17 protein-coding genes are annotated in these 18,141 nt (G+C 65.2%); 12 read left to right on the forward strand and 5 right to left on the reverse strand.

Annotated elements, in window-relative coordinates:
* The first annotated feature begins 314 nt into the window (after positions 1-314).
* From AC2TZ7_RS01935 to AC2TZ7_RS01955, 5 genes are all read left to right on the forward strand, one after another.
* Complete coding sequence (locus AC2TZ7_RS01935) at positions 315-863, forward strand: DUF3576 domain-containing protein (protein ID WP_489865703.1); 549 nt, start codon at positions 315-317, stop codon at positions 861-863.
* A gap of 153 nt (positions 864-1,016) precedes the next feature.
* A complete protein-coding gene (leuS, locus tag AC2TZ7_RS01940) occupies positions 1,017-3,575 on the forward strand; it encodes a leucine--tRNA ligase (protein WP_489865704.1) in 2,559 nt (852 codons plus the stop codon).
* Entirely contained in the window at positions 3,562-4,059 is a 498-nt protein-coding gene (gene lptE, locus AC2TZ7_RS01945; RefSeq protein ID WP_098412208.1) for an LPS assembly lipoprotein LptE, read from the forward strand. The genes leuS and lptE overlap by 14 nt, the downstream gene beginning before the upstream one ends.
* Positions 4,056-5,078, forward strand: a complete 1,023-nt coding sequence (gene holA, locus AC2TZ7_RS01950) for a DNA polymerase III subunit delta (protein WP_489865705.1) — start codon at positions 4,056-4,058, stop codon at positions 5,076-5,078. Before lptE ends, holA begins: the two co-directional genes overlap by 4 nt.
* The gene (locus tag AC2TZ7_RS01955; RefSeq protein ID WP_489865706.1) at positions 5,075-6,262 is read left to right on the forward strand and encodes a TIGR03862 family flavoprotein; all 1,188 of its coding nucleotides are present in this window, start codon (positions 5,075-5,077) and stop codon (positions 6,260-6,262) included. Before holA ends, AC2TZ7_RS01955 begins: the two co-directional genes overlap by 4 nt.
* Before the next feature lie 142 nt (positions 6,263-6,404).
* On the opposite strand, the gene AC2TZ7_RS01960 is transcribed toward AC2TZ7_RS01955, so the two are convergent.
* Positions 6,405-7,001, reverse strand: coding sequence for a glutathione S-transferase family protein (locus AC2TZ7_RS01960; protein WP_078521569.1), 597 nt, complete (start codon positions 6,999-7,001; stop codon positions 6,405-6,407).
* A 172-nt stretch (positions 7,002-7,173) separates the two neighbouring features.
* Here AC2TZ7_RS01960 and AC2TZ7_RS01965 point away from each other — a divergent pair, with 172 nt between their 5' ends.
* Positions 7,174-8,409, forward strand: a complete 1,236-nt coding sequence (locus AC2TZ7_RS01965) for an MFS transporter (protein ID WP_078521571.1) — start codon at positions 7,174-7,176, stop codon at positions 8,407-8,409.
* Here the strand turns inward: AC2TZ7_RS01965 and AC2TZ7_RS01970 are convergent.
* Positions 8,397-9,248, reverse strand: a complete 852-nt coding sequence (locus tag AC2TZ7_RS01970) for an SDR family oxidoreductase (RefSeq protein ID WP_489865707.1) — start codon at positions 9,246-9,248, stop codon at positions 8,397-8,399. The two genes, AC2TZ7_RS01965 and AC2TZ7_RS01970, sit on opposite strands and share 13 nt — an antisense overlap.
* A gap of 101 nt (positions 9,249-9,349) precedes the next feature.
* On the opposite strand from AC2TZ7_RS01970, the gene ade reads away from it, so the two are divergent.
* From ade to AC2TZ7_RS01995, 5 genes are all read left to right on the forward strand, one after another.
* The gene (ade, locus tag AC2TZ7_RS01975; RefSeq protein WP_489865708.1) at positions 9,350-11,152 is read left to right on the forward strand and encodes an adenine deaminase; all 1,803 of its coding nucleotides are present in this window, start codon (positions 9,350-9,352) and stop codon (positions 11,150-11,152) included.
* Entirely contained in the window at positions 11,149-12,624 is a 1,476-nt protein-coding gene (locus tag AC2TZ7_RS01980) for an AMP nucleosidase (RefSeq protein ID WP_489865709.1), read from the forward strand. The genes ade and AC2TZ7_RS01980 overlap by 4 nt, the downstream gene beginning before the upstream one ends.
* Before the next feature lie 131 nt (positions 12,625-12,755).
* Positions 12,756-13,043 carry an HU family DNA-binding protein gene (locus AC2TZ7_RS01985; RefSeq protein WP_075776797.1) on the forward strand — a complete coding sequence of 96 codons (288 nt, stop codon included), beginning with the start codon at positions 12,756-12,758 and terminating at the stop codon, positions 13,041-13,043.
* Between the two features lie 87 nt (positions 13,044-13,130).
* Positions 13,131-14,006, forward strand: coding sequence for a DMT family transporter (locus tag AC2TZ7_RS01990; RefSeq protein WP_098412214.1), 876 nt, complete (start codon positions 13,131-13,133; stop codon positions 14,004-14,006).
* Positions 14,003-14,689: an NnrU family protein gene (locus tag AC2TZ7_RS01995; RefSeq protein ID WP_489865710.1), complete on the forward strand. Its 687-nt coding sequence runs from the start codon at positions 14,003-14,005 to the stop codon at positions 14,687-14,689. Before AC2TZ7_RS01990 ends, AC2TZ7_RS01995 begins: the two co-directional genes overlap by 4 nt.
* On the opposite strand, the gene AC2TZ7_RS02000 is transcribed toward AC2TZ7_RS01995, so the two are convergent.
* From AC2TZ7_RS02000 to dapD, 3 genes are all read right to left on the reverse strand, one after another.
* On the reverse strand, positions 14,686-15,846 hold the full coding sequence (locus AC2TZ7_RS02000; protein ID WP_489865711.1) for a lytic murein transglycosylase: 1,161 nt from the start codon (positions 15,844-15,846) through the stop codon (positions 14,686-14,688). The genes AC2TZ7_RS01995 and AC2TZ7_RS02000 overlap by 4 nt on opposite strands.
* Positions 15,847-16,044: 198 nt before the next feature.
* Complete coding sequence (locus tag AC2TZ7_RS02005; RefSeq protein ID WP_078521582.1) at positions 16,045-16,410, reverse strand: DUF8846 family protein; 366 nt, start codon at positions 16,408-16,410, stop codon at positions 16,045-16,047.
* Positions 16,403-17,230 carry a 2,3,4,5-tetrahydropyridine-2,6-dicarboxylate N-succinyltransferase gene (dapD, locus tag AC2TZ7_RS02010; protein WP_078521584.1) on the reverse strand — a complete coding sequence of 276 codons (828 nt, stop codon included), beginning with the start codon at positions 17,228-17,230 and terminating at the stop codon, positions 16,403-16,405. Before dapD ends, AC2TZ7_RS02005 begins: the two co-directional genes overlap by 8 nt.
* Before the next feature lie 81 nt (positions 17,231-17,311).
* Between dapD and AC2TZ7_RS02015 the strand changes: the two genes are divergently transcribed.
* Positions 17,312-18,133, forward strand: coding sequence for an LOG family protein (locus AC2TZ7_RS02015; protein WP_098412217.1), 822 nt, complete (start codon positions 17,312-17,314; stop codon positions 18,131-18,133).
* The last annotated feature ends 8 nt before the right edge of the window (positions 18,134-18,141 follow it).

Below are 18,141 nucleotides of genomic sequence, written 5' to 3' on the forward strand. Positions count from 1 at the left end.
TGGGGAATCCGAAGTTGGGTATGACGGTGTTTTCTCTCCCCACCCCTTTCATTGCAACTCAAAGCGCCCGCCCCGCTCGAATAGGGTGTTTGATGGTGCAGACATGTCACAGTAACGTCAGCCTGCCATTGCGGTTGGCCTCTGACACCGCCCGACAACGCCCCTTACACGCACGTATAGCGGCATCGGGTTGCATTTCCCCGAAGCGCCGGTCGGTCGAAATCCGGGGGCAAAGGGGAAAAACCTTGTCGGGCTGGGGGCCATGAGCTAGAGAAAAGGCAATCAATGACGCAGGCCGACGGGGACAGCTTCGCATGACTTCCAGAACCCTTTTGAAACGCACGGTTATTCTGGGCCTGTGCCTCGTGCTCGCTGGCTGCGGCAAGGGTATCTCGAGCGGCAACATCTTCTCGGGTGGCGGCGCGGCCACCGCTTCTCAGCGCGAAGCCAATCAGCTCGACCACACGCCCGGTTCGAACGAGGCCGTGATCGACGGCCCGACGCGCCGCGTTCAGAAGAAATCGACCGTTTGGGACCTGTTCGGCGGCAATGGCGATCCGAACATCACCGTCGAGGTGAACAAGTATCTCTGGCAGGCTTCGCTCGAAGTGCTCGATTTCCTGCCGATTCAAGAGGTTGACCCCTTCTCTGGCGTCATCGTGACCGGCTACGGCACCCCGCCGGGTGGCGGTCGCGCCTATAAGGCCACGGTCTACGTCACCGACCCGGCGCTTGATGCGCGCTCGCTCAAAGTGTCGATCCGCACCCGGGGCGGGGCGGTTTCCGCCGATACGCAGCGCGCCGTGGAGAACGCGATTCTCACCCGTGCACGTCAGCTGCGGGTCCGCGACTCGCAACTCTGATTCCCGCAAGGCGATCGCAGGACGCATTCAGATCCCCGCCCGAGCCAGCCTCCGGCGGGGATATTTCTGTCCAAATGAGCGCGGCGGCTGGACCTCGCCCCCAAGGCCAGTGTAGCAAGCTCGCGCAGAATTCGACGTGATGAGGGGCCCGACATGGCACGCTACGAACCGAGCCAGAGCGAGACGAAATGGCAAGAGGCTTGGAACAAGGCGGATCTCTTCGCCGCGCGCCGTGATCCGGCCAAGCCGAAATATTACGTCCTCGAGATGTTCCCCTACCCGTCGGGCCGCATCCATATGGGCCATGTGCGCAACTACACGATGGGCGACGTCGTCGCGCGCTATAAGATGGCGAAAGGCTTTTCCGTGCTGCATCCGATGGGCTGGGACGCCTTCGGGATGCCCGCCGAGAACGCCGCGATGGACAATAACGGCCATCCGAAGGACTGGACCTACGGCAATATCGCCGTGATGAAGGACCAGATGAAGCCTCTCGGCCTCTCGATTGACTGGTCGCGCGAATTCGCGACCTGCGACCCGGACTATTACGGTCAGCAGCAGGCGATGTTCATCGACATGCTCGAGGCCGGTCTAGTCTATCGCAAGAACGCGGTGGTGAACTGGGACCCGGTCGACATGACCGTGCTCGCCAATGAGCAGGTGATCGACGGCAAGGGCTGGCGCTCGGGCGCGGAAGTCGAACGCCGCGAGCTGACGCAGTGGTTCTTCAAGATCTCCGACTATGCCGAGGAATTGCTCGACGCGCTCGACAACCTGAAAGACTGGCCCGAGAAGGTGCGCCTGATGCAGGCCAACTGGATCGGCAAGTCGCGCGGTCTGCAATTCGCCTTCTCGACCGTCGATGCGCCGGAAGGCTTCGACCGGCTGGAAGTCTACACGACCCGCCCCGACACGCTGCGCGGCGCGAGCTTCGCCGCGATCTCGCCCGATCATCCGCTGGCCAAGCATCTGGAGCGGCACGATCCCAAGGTCGCGGAATTCGTCGCGAAATGCCGCGCAGGCGGCACGACGGAAGAGGCCATCGAGACCGCCGAGAAGCTGGGTCTGGATACCGGCATCAAGGTCCGCCACCCGCTCGACACGAGCTGGGAGCTTCCGGTCTATATCGCGAACTTCATCCTTATGGATTACGGCACCGGCGCGATCTTCGGCTGCCCGGCGCATGACGCGCGCGATTTCGAATTCGCGACGAAATACGAGCTGCCGATCACGCCCGTCTTCGAGCCCGTCGAGGGCGACTACCCCGAGGCCGAATACGTTCCGCTGAAATCCGAAAAAGTCCGCTATATCCGTGGCTTCGCGGGTGACGAAGTGCAGACCGGCGAAGAGGGCGTCGCGACCGCCATTGCCTTCTGCGAGGAAAACGGCATCGGTCAGGGCGTGACCAAGTTCCGCCTGCGCGACTGGGGCCTGAGCCGCCAGCGCTACTGGGGCTGCCCGATCCCGGTCGTGCATTGCGAGACCTGCGGTGTGGTGCCGGAGAAGAAGGAAAACCTGCCCGTCGAACTGCCTTACGACGAGGACGGCCAGAAGATCGACTTCTCGATTCCCGGCAACCCGCTCGATCGTCATCCCAGCTGGCGCGACTGCACCTGCCCGAATTGCGGCGGGCCGGGTCAGCGCGAGACCGACACGATGGACACCTTCGTCGATTCGAGCTGGTATTACGCGCGCTTCACCTCGCCCGGTGCCGCCACGCCGACCGATCCGGCCGAGGCCGAATACTGGATGAACGTCGATCAATATATCGGCGGCATCGAGCACGCGATTCTGCACCTGCTCTATTCGCGCTTCTATGCCCGAGCGATGCACAAGACCGGCCACCTGCCCGCGAAAGCGATCGAGCCGTTCGATGCGCTGTTCACGCAAGGCATGGTGACGCACGAGATCTACCTCACGCGCGATGCCAAGAATCGCCCCGTCTACCACCTCCCCGAAGAGGTCGAGGACGGCAAGCTGAAGGCCACCGGCGAAGCGGTCGAGACCATCCCCTCGGCCAAGATGTCGAAATCGAAGAAGAACGTCGTCGATCCGATGAATATCATCGCCGAGTTCGGGGCCGATACCGCGCGGTTCTTCGTGATGTCCGACAGCCCGCCCGAGCGCGACGTCGAATGGACCGCCGCCGGTGCCGAAGCCACGTCGAAATTCCTCGCCCGCGTGCACCGCATCGCCGACGACATCGCCAATTCGGATGCGCCCGCGAACGAGGCCGAGGATACGGCGCTCCTGAAGGCCACCCACAAGGCTATCGACGAGGTCACAAAGTCGATCGAGGGCTTCACCTTCAACAAGGCGGTCGCCACGCTTTACGGCCTGACCAACACGATGTCGAAATCGAAGGCCGGGACCGAGACCAAGCGCGAGGCGATGAAGCTGATGGCGCAGTTGCTGGCGCCGATGGTGCCGCACCTCTCCGAAGAGGTCTGGTCGATGCTGGGCGGCGAGGGCTTCGTGATCGCAGCCCGCTGGCCCGAGGCGGACCCGGCGCTGCTGGTCGAGGATTCGGTGACGCTGCCGATCCAGATCAACGGCAAGCGCCGCGCCGAGATCTCGGTGCCCAAGGACATGCCGAAGGAAGAGGTTGAAAAGCTGGTTCTGGCCGACGAAGCTGTCGTGAAGGCGCTGGCCGGTGGCCAGCCCAAGAAGCTGATCGTTGTGCCGGGGCGGATCGTCAATGTGGTCATCTGACAGACGCGGATTTCTGGGGCTCGCGGGAGCCGCTGGCCTTCTCGCGGGCTGCGGTTTCACCCCGGCCTACGGGCCTCAGGGTGGGGCGGCGAAACTGCTCGAAGGGGTCGAACCGGCTGCGCCCACGACGCGTGACGCCTTCGCCCTCGTCCAGCAGCTGAACGCCCGGCTGGGGCCGTCGCAGGTCACCCGCTACCGGCTCGACTACAAGATCGACACCGAGTCGCTCGGTCAGGGCATCTCGCCCGACAACGCGACGACGCGCTACCAGCTCAACGGCACGGTGGATTACACGCTGCGCGATGCGGCGGATAATGCCGTACTGCTGACCGGGCGCGTCACCTCCTTCACCTCGTGGTCCGCGACCGGCACCGTTGTCGCCTCGCAGGCCGCGCAGGAAGACGCGCATCGCCGGTTGATGGTGATCCTCGCCGATCAGATCGTGACGCGACTTCTGTCACAAGCGCCGGGTCTGCCGGAATGAAGCTGACCGGCGTAGCAGCGACCCGCTATTTCGCCAAACCCGAGCCCGAGCGCACCGGCCTGCTGATCTTCGGGGGCGATGCGATGCGCGTCGCCCTGCGCCGTCAGGAAGTCATCGCCGCGTTGATCGGCCCTAAGGGCGAAGAAGAGATGCGCCTGAGCCGGATCGCGGGCGGCGATCTGCGCAAGCAACCCTCGCTGCTGCTCGATGCGATCAAGGAGGTCGGCTTCTTCCCCGGCCCGCGCGTGGCCTTCGTCGAGGACGCGACCGATGCGGTCTCGGACGCGGTGAAGACCGCGCTCGACGAATGGCACGAAGGCGATGCGCAGATCGTGATCACCGCAGGCTCGCTCGCCGCGAAATCGAAGCTGCGCAAAGCCTTCGAGGGCCACAACAACGCCTATTCCGTCGGGATTTACGACGACCCGCCGAGCCGCGAGGAGATCGAGGACATCCTGCGTCGCGCCGGTCTGCGCGACATCTCGAACGACGCGATGACCGATCTCGTGGCGCTGTCGCGCGCGCTCGATCCGGGCGACTTCCGCCAAACGGTGGAGAAGATCGCGCTCTACAAATTCGGCGACACCACGCCGCTTGCCCCCGCCGATGTGGCCGCCTGCGCGCCATCTTCGGTCGAGGCGGGCGTCGATGATGTGCTCTCGATCGTGGCCGAGGGCCGCGCGCCCGAGCTTGGCCCGGTGATGCGGCGGTTGGAAAGCCAAGGGGTGCAGCCCGTACAACTCGCCATCGCCGCGATGCGCCATTTCCGCGCGCTGCATGCCGCGGCCTCCGACCCGCAAGGCCCCGGTGCAGGCATCGCCCGGATGCGCCCGCCGATCTTCGGCCCGCGCCGCGACCGGATGCAGCGGCAGGCCCAAAGCTGGGGCATGTACAAGCTGGAGACCGCGCTGAAGGAACTGGTCGAGACCGATCTGACGTTGCGCTCCGCCAGCCGCGCGCCGCAAATGGCGGTGATGGAGCGCGCGCTGATGCGGCTCGCGATGCTGGCCCGGCGGTGAGCGCGGCGGCGAAATCCGCGCTCGTCATCGGTGGCGGCCCGGCGGGCCTGATGGCAGCCGAGGAACTGGCGCGGGCCGGCGTCTCCGTGACCTTGGCAGAGGCCAAACCGACGCTCGCGCGCAAATTCCTGATGGCGGGAAAATCCGGGCTGAACCTGACCAGAGACGAGCCGCTCGACGCCTTCCTGTCCCACTATTCCCACCCGCAGATCGCCGCGATCACCCGCGAATTCGGCCCCGAGGCGGCGCAGAGTTTCGCCCGCGATCTTGGGGTCGAGCTGTTCTCCGGCTCCACCGGCCGGGTCTTCCCGACAGTGATGAAAGCCTCACCGATGCTGCGCGCCTGGATCGCGCGGCTCGAATCTCTCGGCGTCACGATCCGCACCCGCTGGCGCTGGCAGGGCTTCGACGGCGACGCGCTGGGTTTCGACACGCCCGAGGGACGTCAGAGCCTGAGGCCCGACGCCACGATCCTCGCGCTTGGCGGCGCGAGCTGGCCGCGGCTCGGCTCGGATGCGGCATGGGTGCCGTGGCTGAGCGCGAAAGGCGTGGAGATTGCCCCCTTCACCCCCGCCAACATGGGCTTCGAGATCGACTGGTCGGCGCATATGGCAAGCCAGCTTGGCCAGCCCGTGAAAGGTGCGGCGCTGATCACGCCGACGCGGCGCACGCGCGGGGAATTCGTGATCTCGGAGCGCGGGCTCGAAGGCGGCGGCATCTATGAACTCTCCGCCGAGTTGCGCGAGGGCGCGCCGCTGAGCCTCGATCTTGTCCCAGACCAGAGCGCCGAAGACCTCGCCGCGCGGCTTGCGAAAATCCCGCCGAAACAGAGCCTGACGAACCGGCTGCGCAAAGGCGCGAAGCTGGACCCGGTGAAACTCGCGCTCGCGCTGGAATGGGGCCGTCCGCTGCCCAAAGACCCGGCGCAACTCGCTGCCACACTCAAATCCCTGCCCGTTCCGCTCGGCCCGCCGCGCCCGATCGCCGAGGCGATCTCCAGCGCGGGCGGCATCGCGTGGGACGGCCTCACCGACGATCTGGAACTGACCGCCCTGCCCGGCGTCTTCGCCGCGGGCGAGATGCTCGACTGGGAAGCACCGACGGGCGGCTATCTGCTGACCGCCTGCCTCGCCTCCGGCCGCCATGCCGGACGCGCCGCCGCGCGACAGCTCTCTTCTTCTTGATAGAAATATCCCGGGGGAGGTCCGTAGGACCGGGGGCGGAGCCCCCTCTTTCCGCATTGCTTGTCGCCCTTCGGCGACGGGGGGCAGAGCCCCCTCTTTCCGTATTGCTTGTCGCCCTCCGGCGACGGGGGGCAGAGCCCCCTCACCCGTCGCGCATCGCCACCGCGCGTTTGTAAGCAGGCCGCGCCCGCATCCGGTCGTGATATTCGCTCAGCCGATGCTCGACGATCGGGAATTTCGCCATCAGCGCCCAGTCGAGGCAATGCGCAAGGATGATGTCGGGCACGGTCATTTCATCGCCCATCACGTACTCGCCCTCGCCCATCCGATGGATCAGCGTGCGCTGCGACCGCTCGAACTCCCAGCGCAGGGAATTCTTTATCCCCGACAGCCGCAACTCCTCCGGCAGGATGAAGCTGTGGCGTGCGGCAGTCCAAAGATTCGCGTCGAATTCATCGAGCAGGAATTGCGTCAGACTGTCCTGCCGCGCGCGTTCCAGCGTGCCCGCCTCATGGGTGAATTTCCCATGTGCATCCGCGAGATAGGTGAGAATCGCCGTGGAATCGGTGATCGGCGTGCCATCGATGACCAGCACCGGCACCTTGCCCGCCGGGTTGAAAGCGACGACATCGTCCGAGCGCGGCGCGGCCCGCACATGCTGATACTCCGCGCCCAGTTCTTCCAGCATCCACAGCACGCGCAGCGTCCGCGAGCCGACCGTTCCGATAACCGTATACATCCTGCCTCCCGTCGAAAGTCGCGACATTGGGCCACGGCTGCCGGGGAGGTTCAAGGGCAGCGCCCCATCATCTCCGCGCGATTGTGACCCGGACAAGCCCGCGATTGACGCGCTGCAGCATACATGTCGATATGCGGCCCGCGCGGAAGGGAGATCCGCCGGGAGATGTAAAATGACACAAGCCAAACTGTTCACGCCGGTTCTGATCGGCGGTGCCGTGATCCTGATGCTGAGCTTCGCCATCCGGGCGAGCTTCGGCGTTTTCCAGATTCCGATCGCCAGCGAGTTCAACTGGCCACGCGCCGAATTCTCGCTCGCCATCGCGGTGCAGAACCTAGCCTGGGGGATCGGGCAGCCGATCTTCGGCGCGATCGCCGAGCGCTGGGGCGACCGGTTGGCGATCGTCCTGGGTGCGCTGGTCTATGCGCTCGGTCTCGTGCTTTCGGCCTTCGCGGTGGAGCCGGGGCAGCATCAGCTTCTGGAAATCCTCGTGGGCTTCGGCATCGCGGGCACGGGCTTCGGCGTGATCCTCGCCGTGGTGGGCCGCGCGACCTCGGACGAGAACCGCTCGCTCGCGCTTGGCATCGCGACGGCGGCGGGCTCGGCCGGTCAGGTCTTCGGCGCCCCGATGGCGGAGCTGCTGCTGGGCCATTTCCCGTGGCAGACGGTCTTCGTGATCTTCGCCGCCGTGATCCTCGCCTCGCTGACCTTCCTGCCGCTGATCCGCGCGCCCGAGCGCGCCAGCCGTGAGGAAATGGCCGAAAGCATGGGCAGCGTCCTGATGCGCGCCTTCCGCGATCCGTCCTACACGCTGATCTTTCTCGGCTTCTTCTCCTGCGGCTATCAGCTGGGCTTCATCACCGCGCATTTCCCCGCGATGGTGACCGAGATGTGCGGCGCGGTGCCGCCCGGCTCGCTGCTTGCCGGAATCGGGATCGAGACGACCTCGGCGCTCGGCGCTGCCGCGATTTCCGTGATCGGCCTCGCGAATATCGCGGGTACGATCTTCGCGGGTTGGGCGGGCAAGCGCTATTCGAAGAAATACCTTCTGGCGGGCGTGTACCTGCTGCGGACCTTCGTGGCCGGGGCCTTCATCCTGACGCCGATGACGCCCGCGACGGTACTGATCTTCTCGCTCGCGATGGGGGCGTTGTGGCTGGCGACGGTGCCGCTGACCTCGGGGCTGGTCGCGCATATCTACGGGCTGCGCTACATGGGCACGCTCTACGGGATCGTCTTCTTCTCGCACCAGGTGGGCGCCTTCCTCGGTGTCTGGCTGGGGGGCAAGCTCTACGACATCTACGGCGATTACACGCTCGTCTGGTGGGTCGGCGTGGGCGTGGGCGCCTTCTCGGCCATCGTGCATCTGCCGGTGCGCGAGAAGCGGGTCGAGCTTCAGCCCGCCTGATCGAGCAGCGCGCGCAGCCCTGCGCGGTAATCCGGATAGCGGAGCGTGACGCCAAGGTCGCGTTTGATCTTGTCGTTGCGCACCCGCTTGCTCTCGGCATAGAAGCTGCGCGCCATCGGGCTCAGATCGGCCTCCTCGAACGGAACCTCGGGCGGTAGCGGCAGACCGAGCAGCTCCGCGGCATAGGCGATCACATCCTGCGGCGGTGCGGGATCGTCGTCGCAGACATTATAGACCGCGCCGGGATCGGGGTGCTCGATCGAGGCCAGAAGCACCTGCGCGATATCCTCGACATGGATGCGCGAGAAGACCTGCCCCTCCTTGACGATCCGCCGGGCTGTGCCCTGCCGCACCTTCTCGAAGGGTCCGCGCCCGGGGCCGTAGATCCCTGCGAGCCGGAAGATATGCAGCGGCAGGTCATGGGCTGCGGCCAGCGCGCCCCAAGCCGCCTCGGCCTCCACCCGCGCCTGTCCGCGCTTGGTCGAGGGGGTCAGCGGTGTCGCCTCATCGACCCAGCCGCCTGCGTGATCGCCATAGACACCGACCGTCGAAAGATAGCCGATCCACTCCAGATGCTGCGCTGCAGCAATTTCGGAATGCTGCGCAGCGAGAACCGGGTCTCCTTCCGGCCCCGGCGCCACGGAACTCAGCAGATGCGTCGCCTGATCGAGCGGCAGAGGCCCGCCTTCCCAGGCCAGCGGCTCCACACCTTCGCTGCGCAGCATTTCCGCCTTCTCGGCGCTGCGCGTGGTGCCGATCACCCGCCAGCCACGCGCCAGAAGAAGCGGCGCAAGCGCACGGGCCGAATAGCCATGTCCGATGGAAAGAAGCGTCGGCATCACGGCCCCCTTTGCGTTTCTGTCATCCGTCATAGGTAGAGGCTGTGTGAAGGCATAACAACGTCTCTTGAACCTTCCCGCACGCAATGACAGGCTTGGACATGGAACAGAAGAACAAGATTAAATCCTGGCCCGAAGCCGCACCGCGATTGATTGCCGTGGCTGCCGGGCGCGAACCCGCCGACCTCGTGATCCGGGGTGGCAAATGGGTCAATGTCCACACGCGTGAGGTTCTCGAGGGCTACGATATTTCCGTGGCCGAGGGGCGATTTGCCGCCGTGGCCCCCGATCTGTCGGACAGTATCGGACCCGACACCGAAGTGATCGAGGCCGAGGGGCGCTACATGGTGCCGGGCCTGTGCGACGCGCATATGCATATCGAGAGCGGCATGCTCACGCCCGCCGAATTCGCCGCCGCCGTGATCCCGCATGGCACGACGAGCATGTTCACCGATCCGCATGAGATCGCGAATGTGCTCGGGCTCGACGGCGTGCGGATGATGCATGACGAGGCGCTGATGCAGCCGGTCAACATCTTCACCCAGATGCCCTCCTGCGCGCCCTCCGCGCCGGGGCTGGAGACCACCGGTTTCGAGATCACCCCCGAGGACGTGGCCGAGGCGATGACATGGCCCGGCATCATCGGTCTGGGCGAGATGATGAACTTCCCCGGCGTGATCAATGCCGATCCGAAGATGCTGGCCGAGATCGCGGCGACGCAGAACGCGCATAAGACCGTGGGCGGGCATTACGCCTCCCCCGATCTGGGCGCGCCGTTCCGCGCCTATGTCGCGGGCGGGCCCGCCGACGATCACGAGGGCACCTGCGAGGCCGATGCGATCGCGCGGGTGCGCAACGGGATGCGCTCGATGATGCGGCTCGGCTCGGCTTGGTATGACGTGGAGACGCAGATTACTGCCGTCACCGAGAAGGGTCTCGATCCGCGCAACTTCATCCTGTGCACCGACGACTGCCATTCCGGCACGCTGGTGAATGACGGGCATATGAACCGCGTCTTCCGCCATGCGGTGGCGTGCGGGGCCGATCCTCTGGTCGCGCTGCAGATGTGCACGCTCAACACCGCGACCCATTTCGGGCTGGAGCGCGAGCTGGGCTCGATCACGCCGGGCCGCCGAGCCGATGTGATCCTGACCTCGGACCTCGCGACCCTGCCGGTCGAGCAGGTCATCGCGCGTGGGCGCACGGTCGCGAAGGATGGCGAGCTGCTGGCGGACTGCCCGCATTACGACTGGCCCGACAGCGCCCGCAACACCGTGCATCTGGGCAAGACCCTGACGGCGGCGGATTTCGAGATCGAGGCCCCTGAGGGGGCCAACACGGTCACCGCCCGCGTGATCGGCGTCGTCGAGAACCAGGCGCCGACCAAGGCGCTGACGGCGGAGCTGGACGTGACCGACGGGCTCGCCCAGCCCGACACCGGCAAGGACATCGCGCAGATTGCGCTGGTGGAGCGCCATCAAGGCACCGGCGGCGTCACCAACGGCTTCGTCTCGGGCTTCGGCTACAAAGGCCGCATGGCGATGGGCTCGACCGTGGCCCATGACAGCCACCACATGATCGTCGTCGGCACCGACCGCGAGATGATGGCCGCCTGCGCCAACGCGCTTGGCGAGATGGGCGGCGGGGTCTCCGTCTGGAAGGACGGGGAAGAGATCGCCGCCGTGCCGCTGCCGATCGCAGGGCTGATGTCGGATGACCCGGCACAAACGGTGGCCGCGCGCGCCGCCAAGATGGTCGAGGCGATGGGCGCCTGCGGCTGCACTTTGAATAACGCTTACATGCAGCATTCGCTGCTCGCGCTCGTCGTCATTCCCGAGATCCGCATTTCGGATCTGGGCCTAGTCGACGTGACGCGTTTTGAACTGACGGATCTTTTTGAATGAACGAAACTCTTGAACTCATCACGCCGGAAACCGCAGCTGCGGAGACCTTCACCGATGCCGCCGAGGCCGTCGCCCGGCTCGAGGCGCTCTATGACGAGGCGACCGCCTTCCTGCTCGAGAAATTCAACGAGACGCTGGAGAGCAAAACCGCGCGGAACCGCTTTCGCGCCTTCTACCCGGAGGTGCGCATCTCCGTCTCGTCGCATATCAAGGCCGATAGCCGCTTGAGCTTCGGTCATGTGGCGCTGCCGGGCACCTACACGGCGACGATCACGCGGCCCGATCTGTTCCGCAATTACCTGACGCAGCAGCTGGGCCTCCTGATCAAGAACCACAACATTCCGGTCACGATCGGCCCCTCGGATACCCCGATCCCGGTCCATTTCGCCGTGGCCGCGCATCCGGAAGTGACGGTGCCGCAGGAAGGCGTTCTCGATTTCAGCCTGCGCGACGTGTTCGACGTGCCGGACCTTGCGGGGATGAACGACGATATCGTCAACGGCATGGCCGGGCCGAACCCGGATGGCTCGGGCCACCTCGCGCCCTTCACCGCGCAGCGGGTGGATTACTCGCTGGCGCGCCTGTCGCATTACACCGCGACCAAGGCCGAGCATTTCCAGAACCATGTGCTGTTCACGAACTACCAGTTCTATGTCGACGAGTTCGAGGCCGTCGCGCGGCGCCTGCTGGGCGACAAGAACTCGGGCTACACGAGCTTCGTGGCTCCCGGCAATCAGGAGATCACCGACCCGCAGGATGAGATCCCGGGCCTCGCGAAACTGCCGCAGATGCCCGCCTATCACCTCAAGCGCGCCGATGGCGGCGGGATCACGCTGGTCAATATCGGCGTCGGCCCGTCCAACGCAAAGACCGCGACGGACCATATCGCCGTGCTGCGCCCGCATGCCTGGCTGATGGTCGGGCACTGCGCGGGTCTGCGCAATTCGCAGCAGCTTGGCGACTTCGTCCTCGCGCATGCCTATCTGCGCGAAGACCATGTGCTCGACGACGATCTGCCCGTCTGGGTGCCGATCCCGGCGCTGGCCGAGATCCAGATCGCGCTGCAGGAAGCGGTGGCCGAAGTGACGAAGCTGGAAGGCTACGAGCTGAAGCGGATCATGCGGACCGGCACTGTCGCGACCATCGACAACCGCAACTGGGAGTTGAGAGACCAATCCGGCCCGGTCCACCGCCTGAGCCAGTCGCGCGCGGTTGCGCTCGATATGGAAAGCGCCACGATCGCGGCGAATGGCTTCCGCTTCCGGGTGCCCTACGGCACGCTTCTATGCGTGTCCGACAAACCGCTGCATGGCGAGCTGAAGCTGCCGGGCATGGCGACCGAATTCTACCGCACCCAGGTTGCGAGCCATTTGCTCATCGGCATCCTCGCAATGGAGAAACTTCGCGAGATGCCTCTGGATCGTATTCATAGCCGGAAATTGCGTAGCTTCGAGGAAACAGCTTTTCTGTGACGTGGGAAAAACCCGTGTAATCTGGGAAAAGGGCTTGCCATGCTCAATAAAAACGTGTGGAACATGGCCCACCAACCGTGCAACGCGGACGAAATTGACCCTGGATTACCGGGGCGGAGAGAGGAACGAATATGTCGAAACCGATGACCAAGACCCAGCTGGTGGCAGCCCTCGCCGAGGCGATGGACGCCGACAAGAAGACGGCTTCGGCCGCACTCGACGCGATCACCGACGTCGTCACCAAAGAAGTGTCGAACGGCGGCGCCGTTACCCTGCCGGGCATTGGCAAAGTCTACTGCCGCGAGCGCCCCGAGCGCATGGTCCGCAACCCGGCCACCGGCGAGCAGATGCAGAAGCCGGCTGACAAGCAGGTCAAAGTGACCGTGGCGAAAGCGCTCAAGGACAGCGTCAACTCCTGATCGCACCACTCTCTCAAGAGAGGGACAGCCAAGTTTTTAGGGCGCCCGCGAGCAATCGGGGCGCCCTTTTTCAGGCCCGGAGGAAAGATGGATCTGCGCGCGATCGGAATGGGGCTCGCCTTTGCCCTTATGTGGTCTTCGGCTTTCACATCCACGCATATCATCGTGGCAGATGCACCGCCCCTTGCAGCCCTTGCCCTGCGCTTCGCGCTGTCCGGGGGGATCGGCATCGTGCTGGCACTGGCCTTCGGCCAAAGCTGGCGGCTGAGCCGGGCGCAATGGCGCGCCACGATCATTTTCGGAATTTGCCAAAACGCGCTCTACCTAGGGTTTAACTGGGTCGCGATGACCACGGTTGAAGCCTCGGTCGCGGCGATCATCGCCTCGACCATGCCGCTGATCGTCGGCGCGCTCGGCTGGATCGTCTTTCGCGACCGGATTCCGCCCCTCGGCATCGCCGGGCTGGTGGCAGGCTTCGCGGGCGTCGGCATCATCATGGGTGCACGACTGCAGGGCGGGATCGACCCGTTCGGGCTGGGCCTCTGCGTCGCGGGCGCACTGGCACTGGCGGTGGCGACGCTCACCGTGCGCGGCGCGAGCGGCGGCGGGGGCGGCGTGCTGATGATCGTCGGCCTGCAGATGCTGGTAGGCTCCGTGAGCCTCGCCGTGGTCTCCGCCTTCACCGAGCATCTCTCCGTCGAGGTGACGCCGACACTAGCCTTCGCTTTCACCTATACGGTGATCGTGCCGGGGCTGATGGCGACCTGGGTCTGGTTCCGGCTGGTGGGCCGCATCGGCGCGGTGCGTGCGGCGACCTTCCACTTCCTGACGCCGGTCTTCGGCGTCGCCATCGCCTGGGCGGTGCTGGGCGAGCATGTCGACTGGCACGACGCGCTTGGCGTGCTGGTGATCGCGGGCGGCATTCTCGCGGTGCAGATATCGAAGCAAGAGGCGCGGCGGTGAGTGGCTGGACGGAATTCCTGCTTGCGGGATTTCTGTTCCTTGCCTCGCATGCGATCCCCTCGATGCCCCGGTTGAAGGCGCGCTTCGTGGCGCTTCTCGGGCCACGCGGCTGGACGATCGGCTTCGCGCTTCTCTCCACCGTGCTTCTGTTCTGGATGATCTTCGCCGCCGGGCGCGCGCCCTACGTGGCGCTCTGGCCGCAAGAGATCTGGGCGCGCTGGCTGGTCAATCTGGCGATGCCTCTCGCGATCCTGATGGGCAGTTTCGGGCTGGGTGCCCCCAATCCTTTCGCCTTCGAAGGCCGCGCGACCGGGTTCGACCCTGACCGCCCCGGCATTGTCGGGCTTACGCGGCAACCGCTCCTCTGGGCGATCCTGATCTGGGCCAGCGCGCATCTGATCGCCAATGGCGATCTGGCGCACGTGATCCTCTTCGGTGCCTTCGCCCTCTTCACGACGCTGGGGATGCGCGCGCTCGAAGCGCGCAAGCGGCAGCAGATGGGCGAGGCCGATTGGCAGCGGCTGAGCGCCCATACAGCGCTCATTCCCGGCGCGGCGTTTCTTTCCGGTCGTTGGAAGCCGCGCGCGCGACCCTCACTGATCCGGCTGGGAATGGCGCTGCTGGTCTGGGCCGCGCTCTATCACCTGCATGCGCCGGTGATAGGCGTCAGCCCGCGGCCTTAAGTGCCACGCAGAACCTGCAGCAGCTCCAGCGTCGCGTAACCATCGGGCGGCAGACCGCGCGACTTCTGGAAGGCCACGATCGCCTTCGACGTATTCGCGCCGATCTTGCCATCGGTCCCCTCGGTATCGAAGCCCGCCGCGGTCAGGCGTTCCTGCAGTTCGACCTTCTGCTTGGAATTGAGCGGCTTGCCCGTGCGCGGCCAGTCCTGCACGAAAGGCCCCTTCCCTTTCAGACGATCCGACAGATGCCCCACGCCGATCACGTAGCTGTCGGCGGAGTTGTAGCGCGAGATGGCGCGGAAATTGCCGAAAATCATGAAGGCCGGCCCCTTCGCGCCCGCAGGCACGAGTATCGACGCCGAGCCGTAATTCGGCACCGTGCCGCCGGTGGCCGAGCGCACGCCAAGCGCCGCCCAGTCGGCGGGGCTCTTCTTCGTGCCCTTGCCGGTGAGGCCGTAGTTGAAGCCAGAGGGCAGAATGACCTCAACGCCCCAGGGCTGCCCCTTCGACCAGCCCGAGCGCGCCAGATAAGCCGCCGTGGAGGCCAGCGCGTCGGTCGGATTCTCCGACCAGATGTCGCGCCTGCCATCGCCGGTGAAATCGACCGCATAGGCGAGATAGGAAGTCGGGATGAATTGCGTGTGGCCCATCGCCCCGGCCCAGGAGCCGGTCATGTGCCGCTCGTCCACGTCGCCCGACTGGATGATCTTGAGCGCCGCGATCAGCTGCTTGGCGAAGAACTCGCCGCGCCGCCCGTCATAGGCCAGCGTCGCGAGTGCGGGAATGATCGCCGTCCTGCCGCGATAGGCACCGTAGCGGCTCTCCATGCCCCAGATCGCGACGACGACCTCTTTGTCGACGCCGTATTTGCGTTCGATCGCATTCAGCTGCGGGCCGTACTGGCGCAGCATCTGCTTGCCGGTGGCGACCCGCTCATCCGAGACCGCGCTGTCGAGGTAATCCCAGATCGACTTGGTGAATTCCGATTGGTAGCGGTCGCGCTCGATCACCTTGGGATTGTAGCGCACATCGGCCATCGCGCGGTTCCAGGTGTATTCGGTGATGCCGTTGGCCAGCGCACGGGATTTGAACCCCGCGAGGAAGGACTCGAAGCGGGCCTCGGTCAAGGCGTCCGTCGGCGGGATCGGGTCCGCCACGGGCGCACTGCCCCGCGCCAGCGGGCGGGGCGAGGATTCGGGAGGCCCCGCACAGGCCGAAAGCGCAGAAAATGCCAGAAATGTCAGTGGGATAATCTTGCCGGGAATTGCCATGGTGCCTGCTCGCTGTTTTGCCCTTTGAACCACTGTATCAACGGTTCGTGAGGTTTCAACGGGCGTCAAAAGACACTCTATGGCTTACTGCAGCGGCTTCTTGTCGTTGCCGAAAAACGGCTCCATCTGGGCGATGATCACGGAGTTCTCGTCGAGCGCGCGTTGCATCAATTCACGCTCCGCATCGTCGATCTCATGGCCCTGTTTCTCGCGTTCCGCGAGCGTGCCGTAACCCGTGACGTCAAGCGGCGCCATCTCGGCCTGCTTGAGGATCGCCACGGTCTCGCGCACGGCCTCTGCCTCGTCCACGCCCGAGGCGTAGCACAGCAGCCCCGCCCCGGACGCGCCTTTCGGCAGACCGTCATTGGGCGAACGACCAACCTCGACCAGCAGGGTAAAGACCTGCTGGCGCGAGGGTTTCTTCTTCGGCTTTTCCGGCTTCTCAGTCACGCAGCAGCTCGTTGATGCCGGTCTTCGACCGGGTTTGCGCATCGACGCGCTTCACGATCACGGCGCAATACAGGTTGATGCCGTTCTTGGACGGCATCGAGCCCGACACGACGACCGAATAGGGCGGCACTTCGCCATACATCACGTCGCCGGTCTCGCGATCGACGATCTTGGTCGACTTGCCGATATAGACGCCCATGCCCAGCACCGAGCCTTCGCGGACGATGCAGCCCTCGACGACTTCCGAACGCGCGCCGATGAAGCAGTTGTCTTCGATGATGGTCGGGCCGGCCTGCATCGGCTCCAGCACGCCGCCGATACCGACGCCGCCCGAGAGGTGCACGCCCTTGCCGATCTGCGCGCAGCTGCCGACGGTGGCCCAGGTGTCGACCATCGTGCCCTCGTCGACATAGGCGCCGAGGTTCACGAAGGAGGGCATCAGCACCACGCCCGGCGCGATATAGGCCGATTTGCGCACGATGCAGTTCGGCACGGCGCGGAAGCCGCCGGCTTTCCACTCTTTGTCGCCCCAGCCTTTGAACTTGCTGTCGACCTTGTCCCACCAGTGGCCGCCCTGCGGGCCGCCATCCTGCTGCTCCATGTCCTTCAGGCGGAAGCCCAGCAGAACCGCCTTCTTGGCCCATTGGTTCACATGCCAGTCGCCGTTCTCGCGTTTCTCCGCAACACGCAGTTCGCCGCGATCCAGCGCGTTGAGCGTATCTTCGATGGCCTCGCGGGTTTCACCGCCGGTCGAGGGCGTGATGGTGTCGCGGGCTTCCCAAGCGGCTTCGATTGCAGTTTCGAGCGCGGCGTTCGACATGGGCAAATCCTCTTTCAGGTGGCCTTTACAGCGTTCACGCTATAGTTGGTCAAAGCGAAACGCGCAATGAGCAGGTGCCCCATGAAGGACGACACGACGCATTCGTTCCGCCACTCGCGGGATGACGCGAAGGCTGCACAGAACATTCCCGACACGCCACAGACCCGCGCGCCCGCCTATCGGCTGGCCTATACGGACGTGGATTTCATGATGCGCGACGAGCTGCGCCCGGTTCGGTTGCAGCTCGAATTGCTCAAACCGCAGCTGATCATGGACGAGCGCGGCATCGAGTCGACCATCGTCATGTTCGGCGGCGCGCGCATCCCCGCGCCCGAGAACAAGGCCAACGCGAAAACCGAATATCTCGCGGAACTGTCGGGTTACTACGAAGAGGCCCGCCTCTTCGCGCGCGAGATGACCGAACGCTCAATGCAGGAATACGGCCGGGAGAACGTGATCTGCACCGGCGGCGGCCCCGGCGTGATGGAGGCGGGCAATCGCGGTGCGCATGAGGCGGGCGGTCAGTCGATCGGCCTCAATGTCGTGCTGCCGCACGAGCAGGCCCCGAACGAATACGTCACGCCCGATCTGACCTTCAACTTCCACTACTTCGCGATCCGGAAGATGCATTTCCTGATGCGCGCCCGCGCCGTGTGCGTCTTCCCCGGCGGCTTCGGCACGCTCGACGAGATGTTCGAAGCGCTGACCCTGATCCAGACGGGCCGGATGTCGAGAATCCCCTTCATCCTGTTCGGGCGGCAGTTCTGGGAAGAGATCATCAACTGGGATCGGCTGGCCGAGGCCGGGACGATCTCGCCCGAGGATCTCGATCTGGTCAGCTTCGTCGAGAGCGCCAAGGACGCGGTCGCGATCATCGACAATTGGAATTACGAGAACTGCTGAGGCGCGGC

The organism is Thioclava sp. ISO4 (assembly GCF_058105145.1).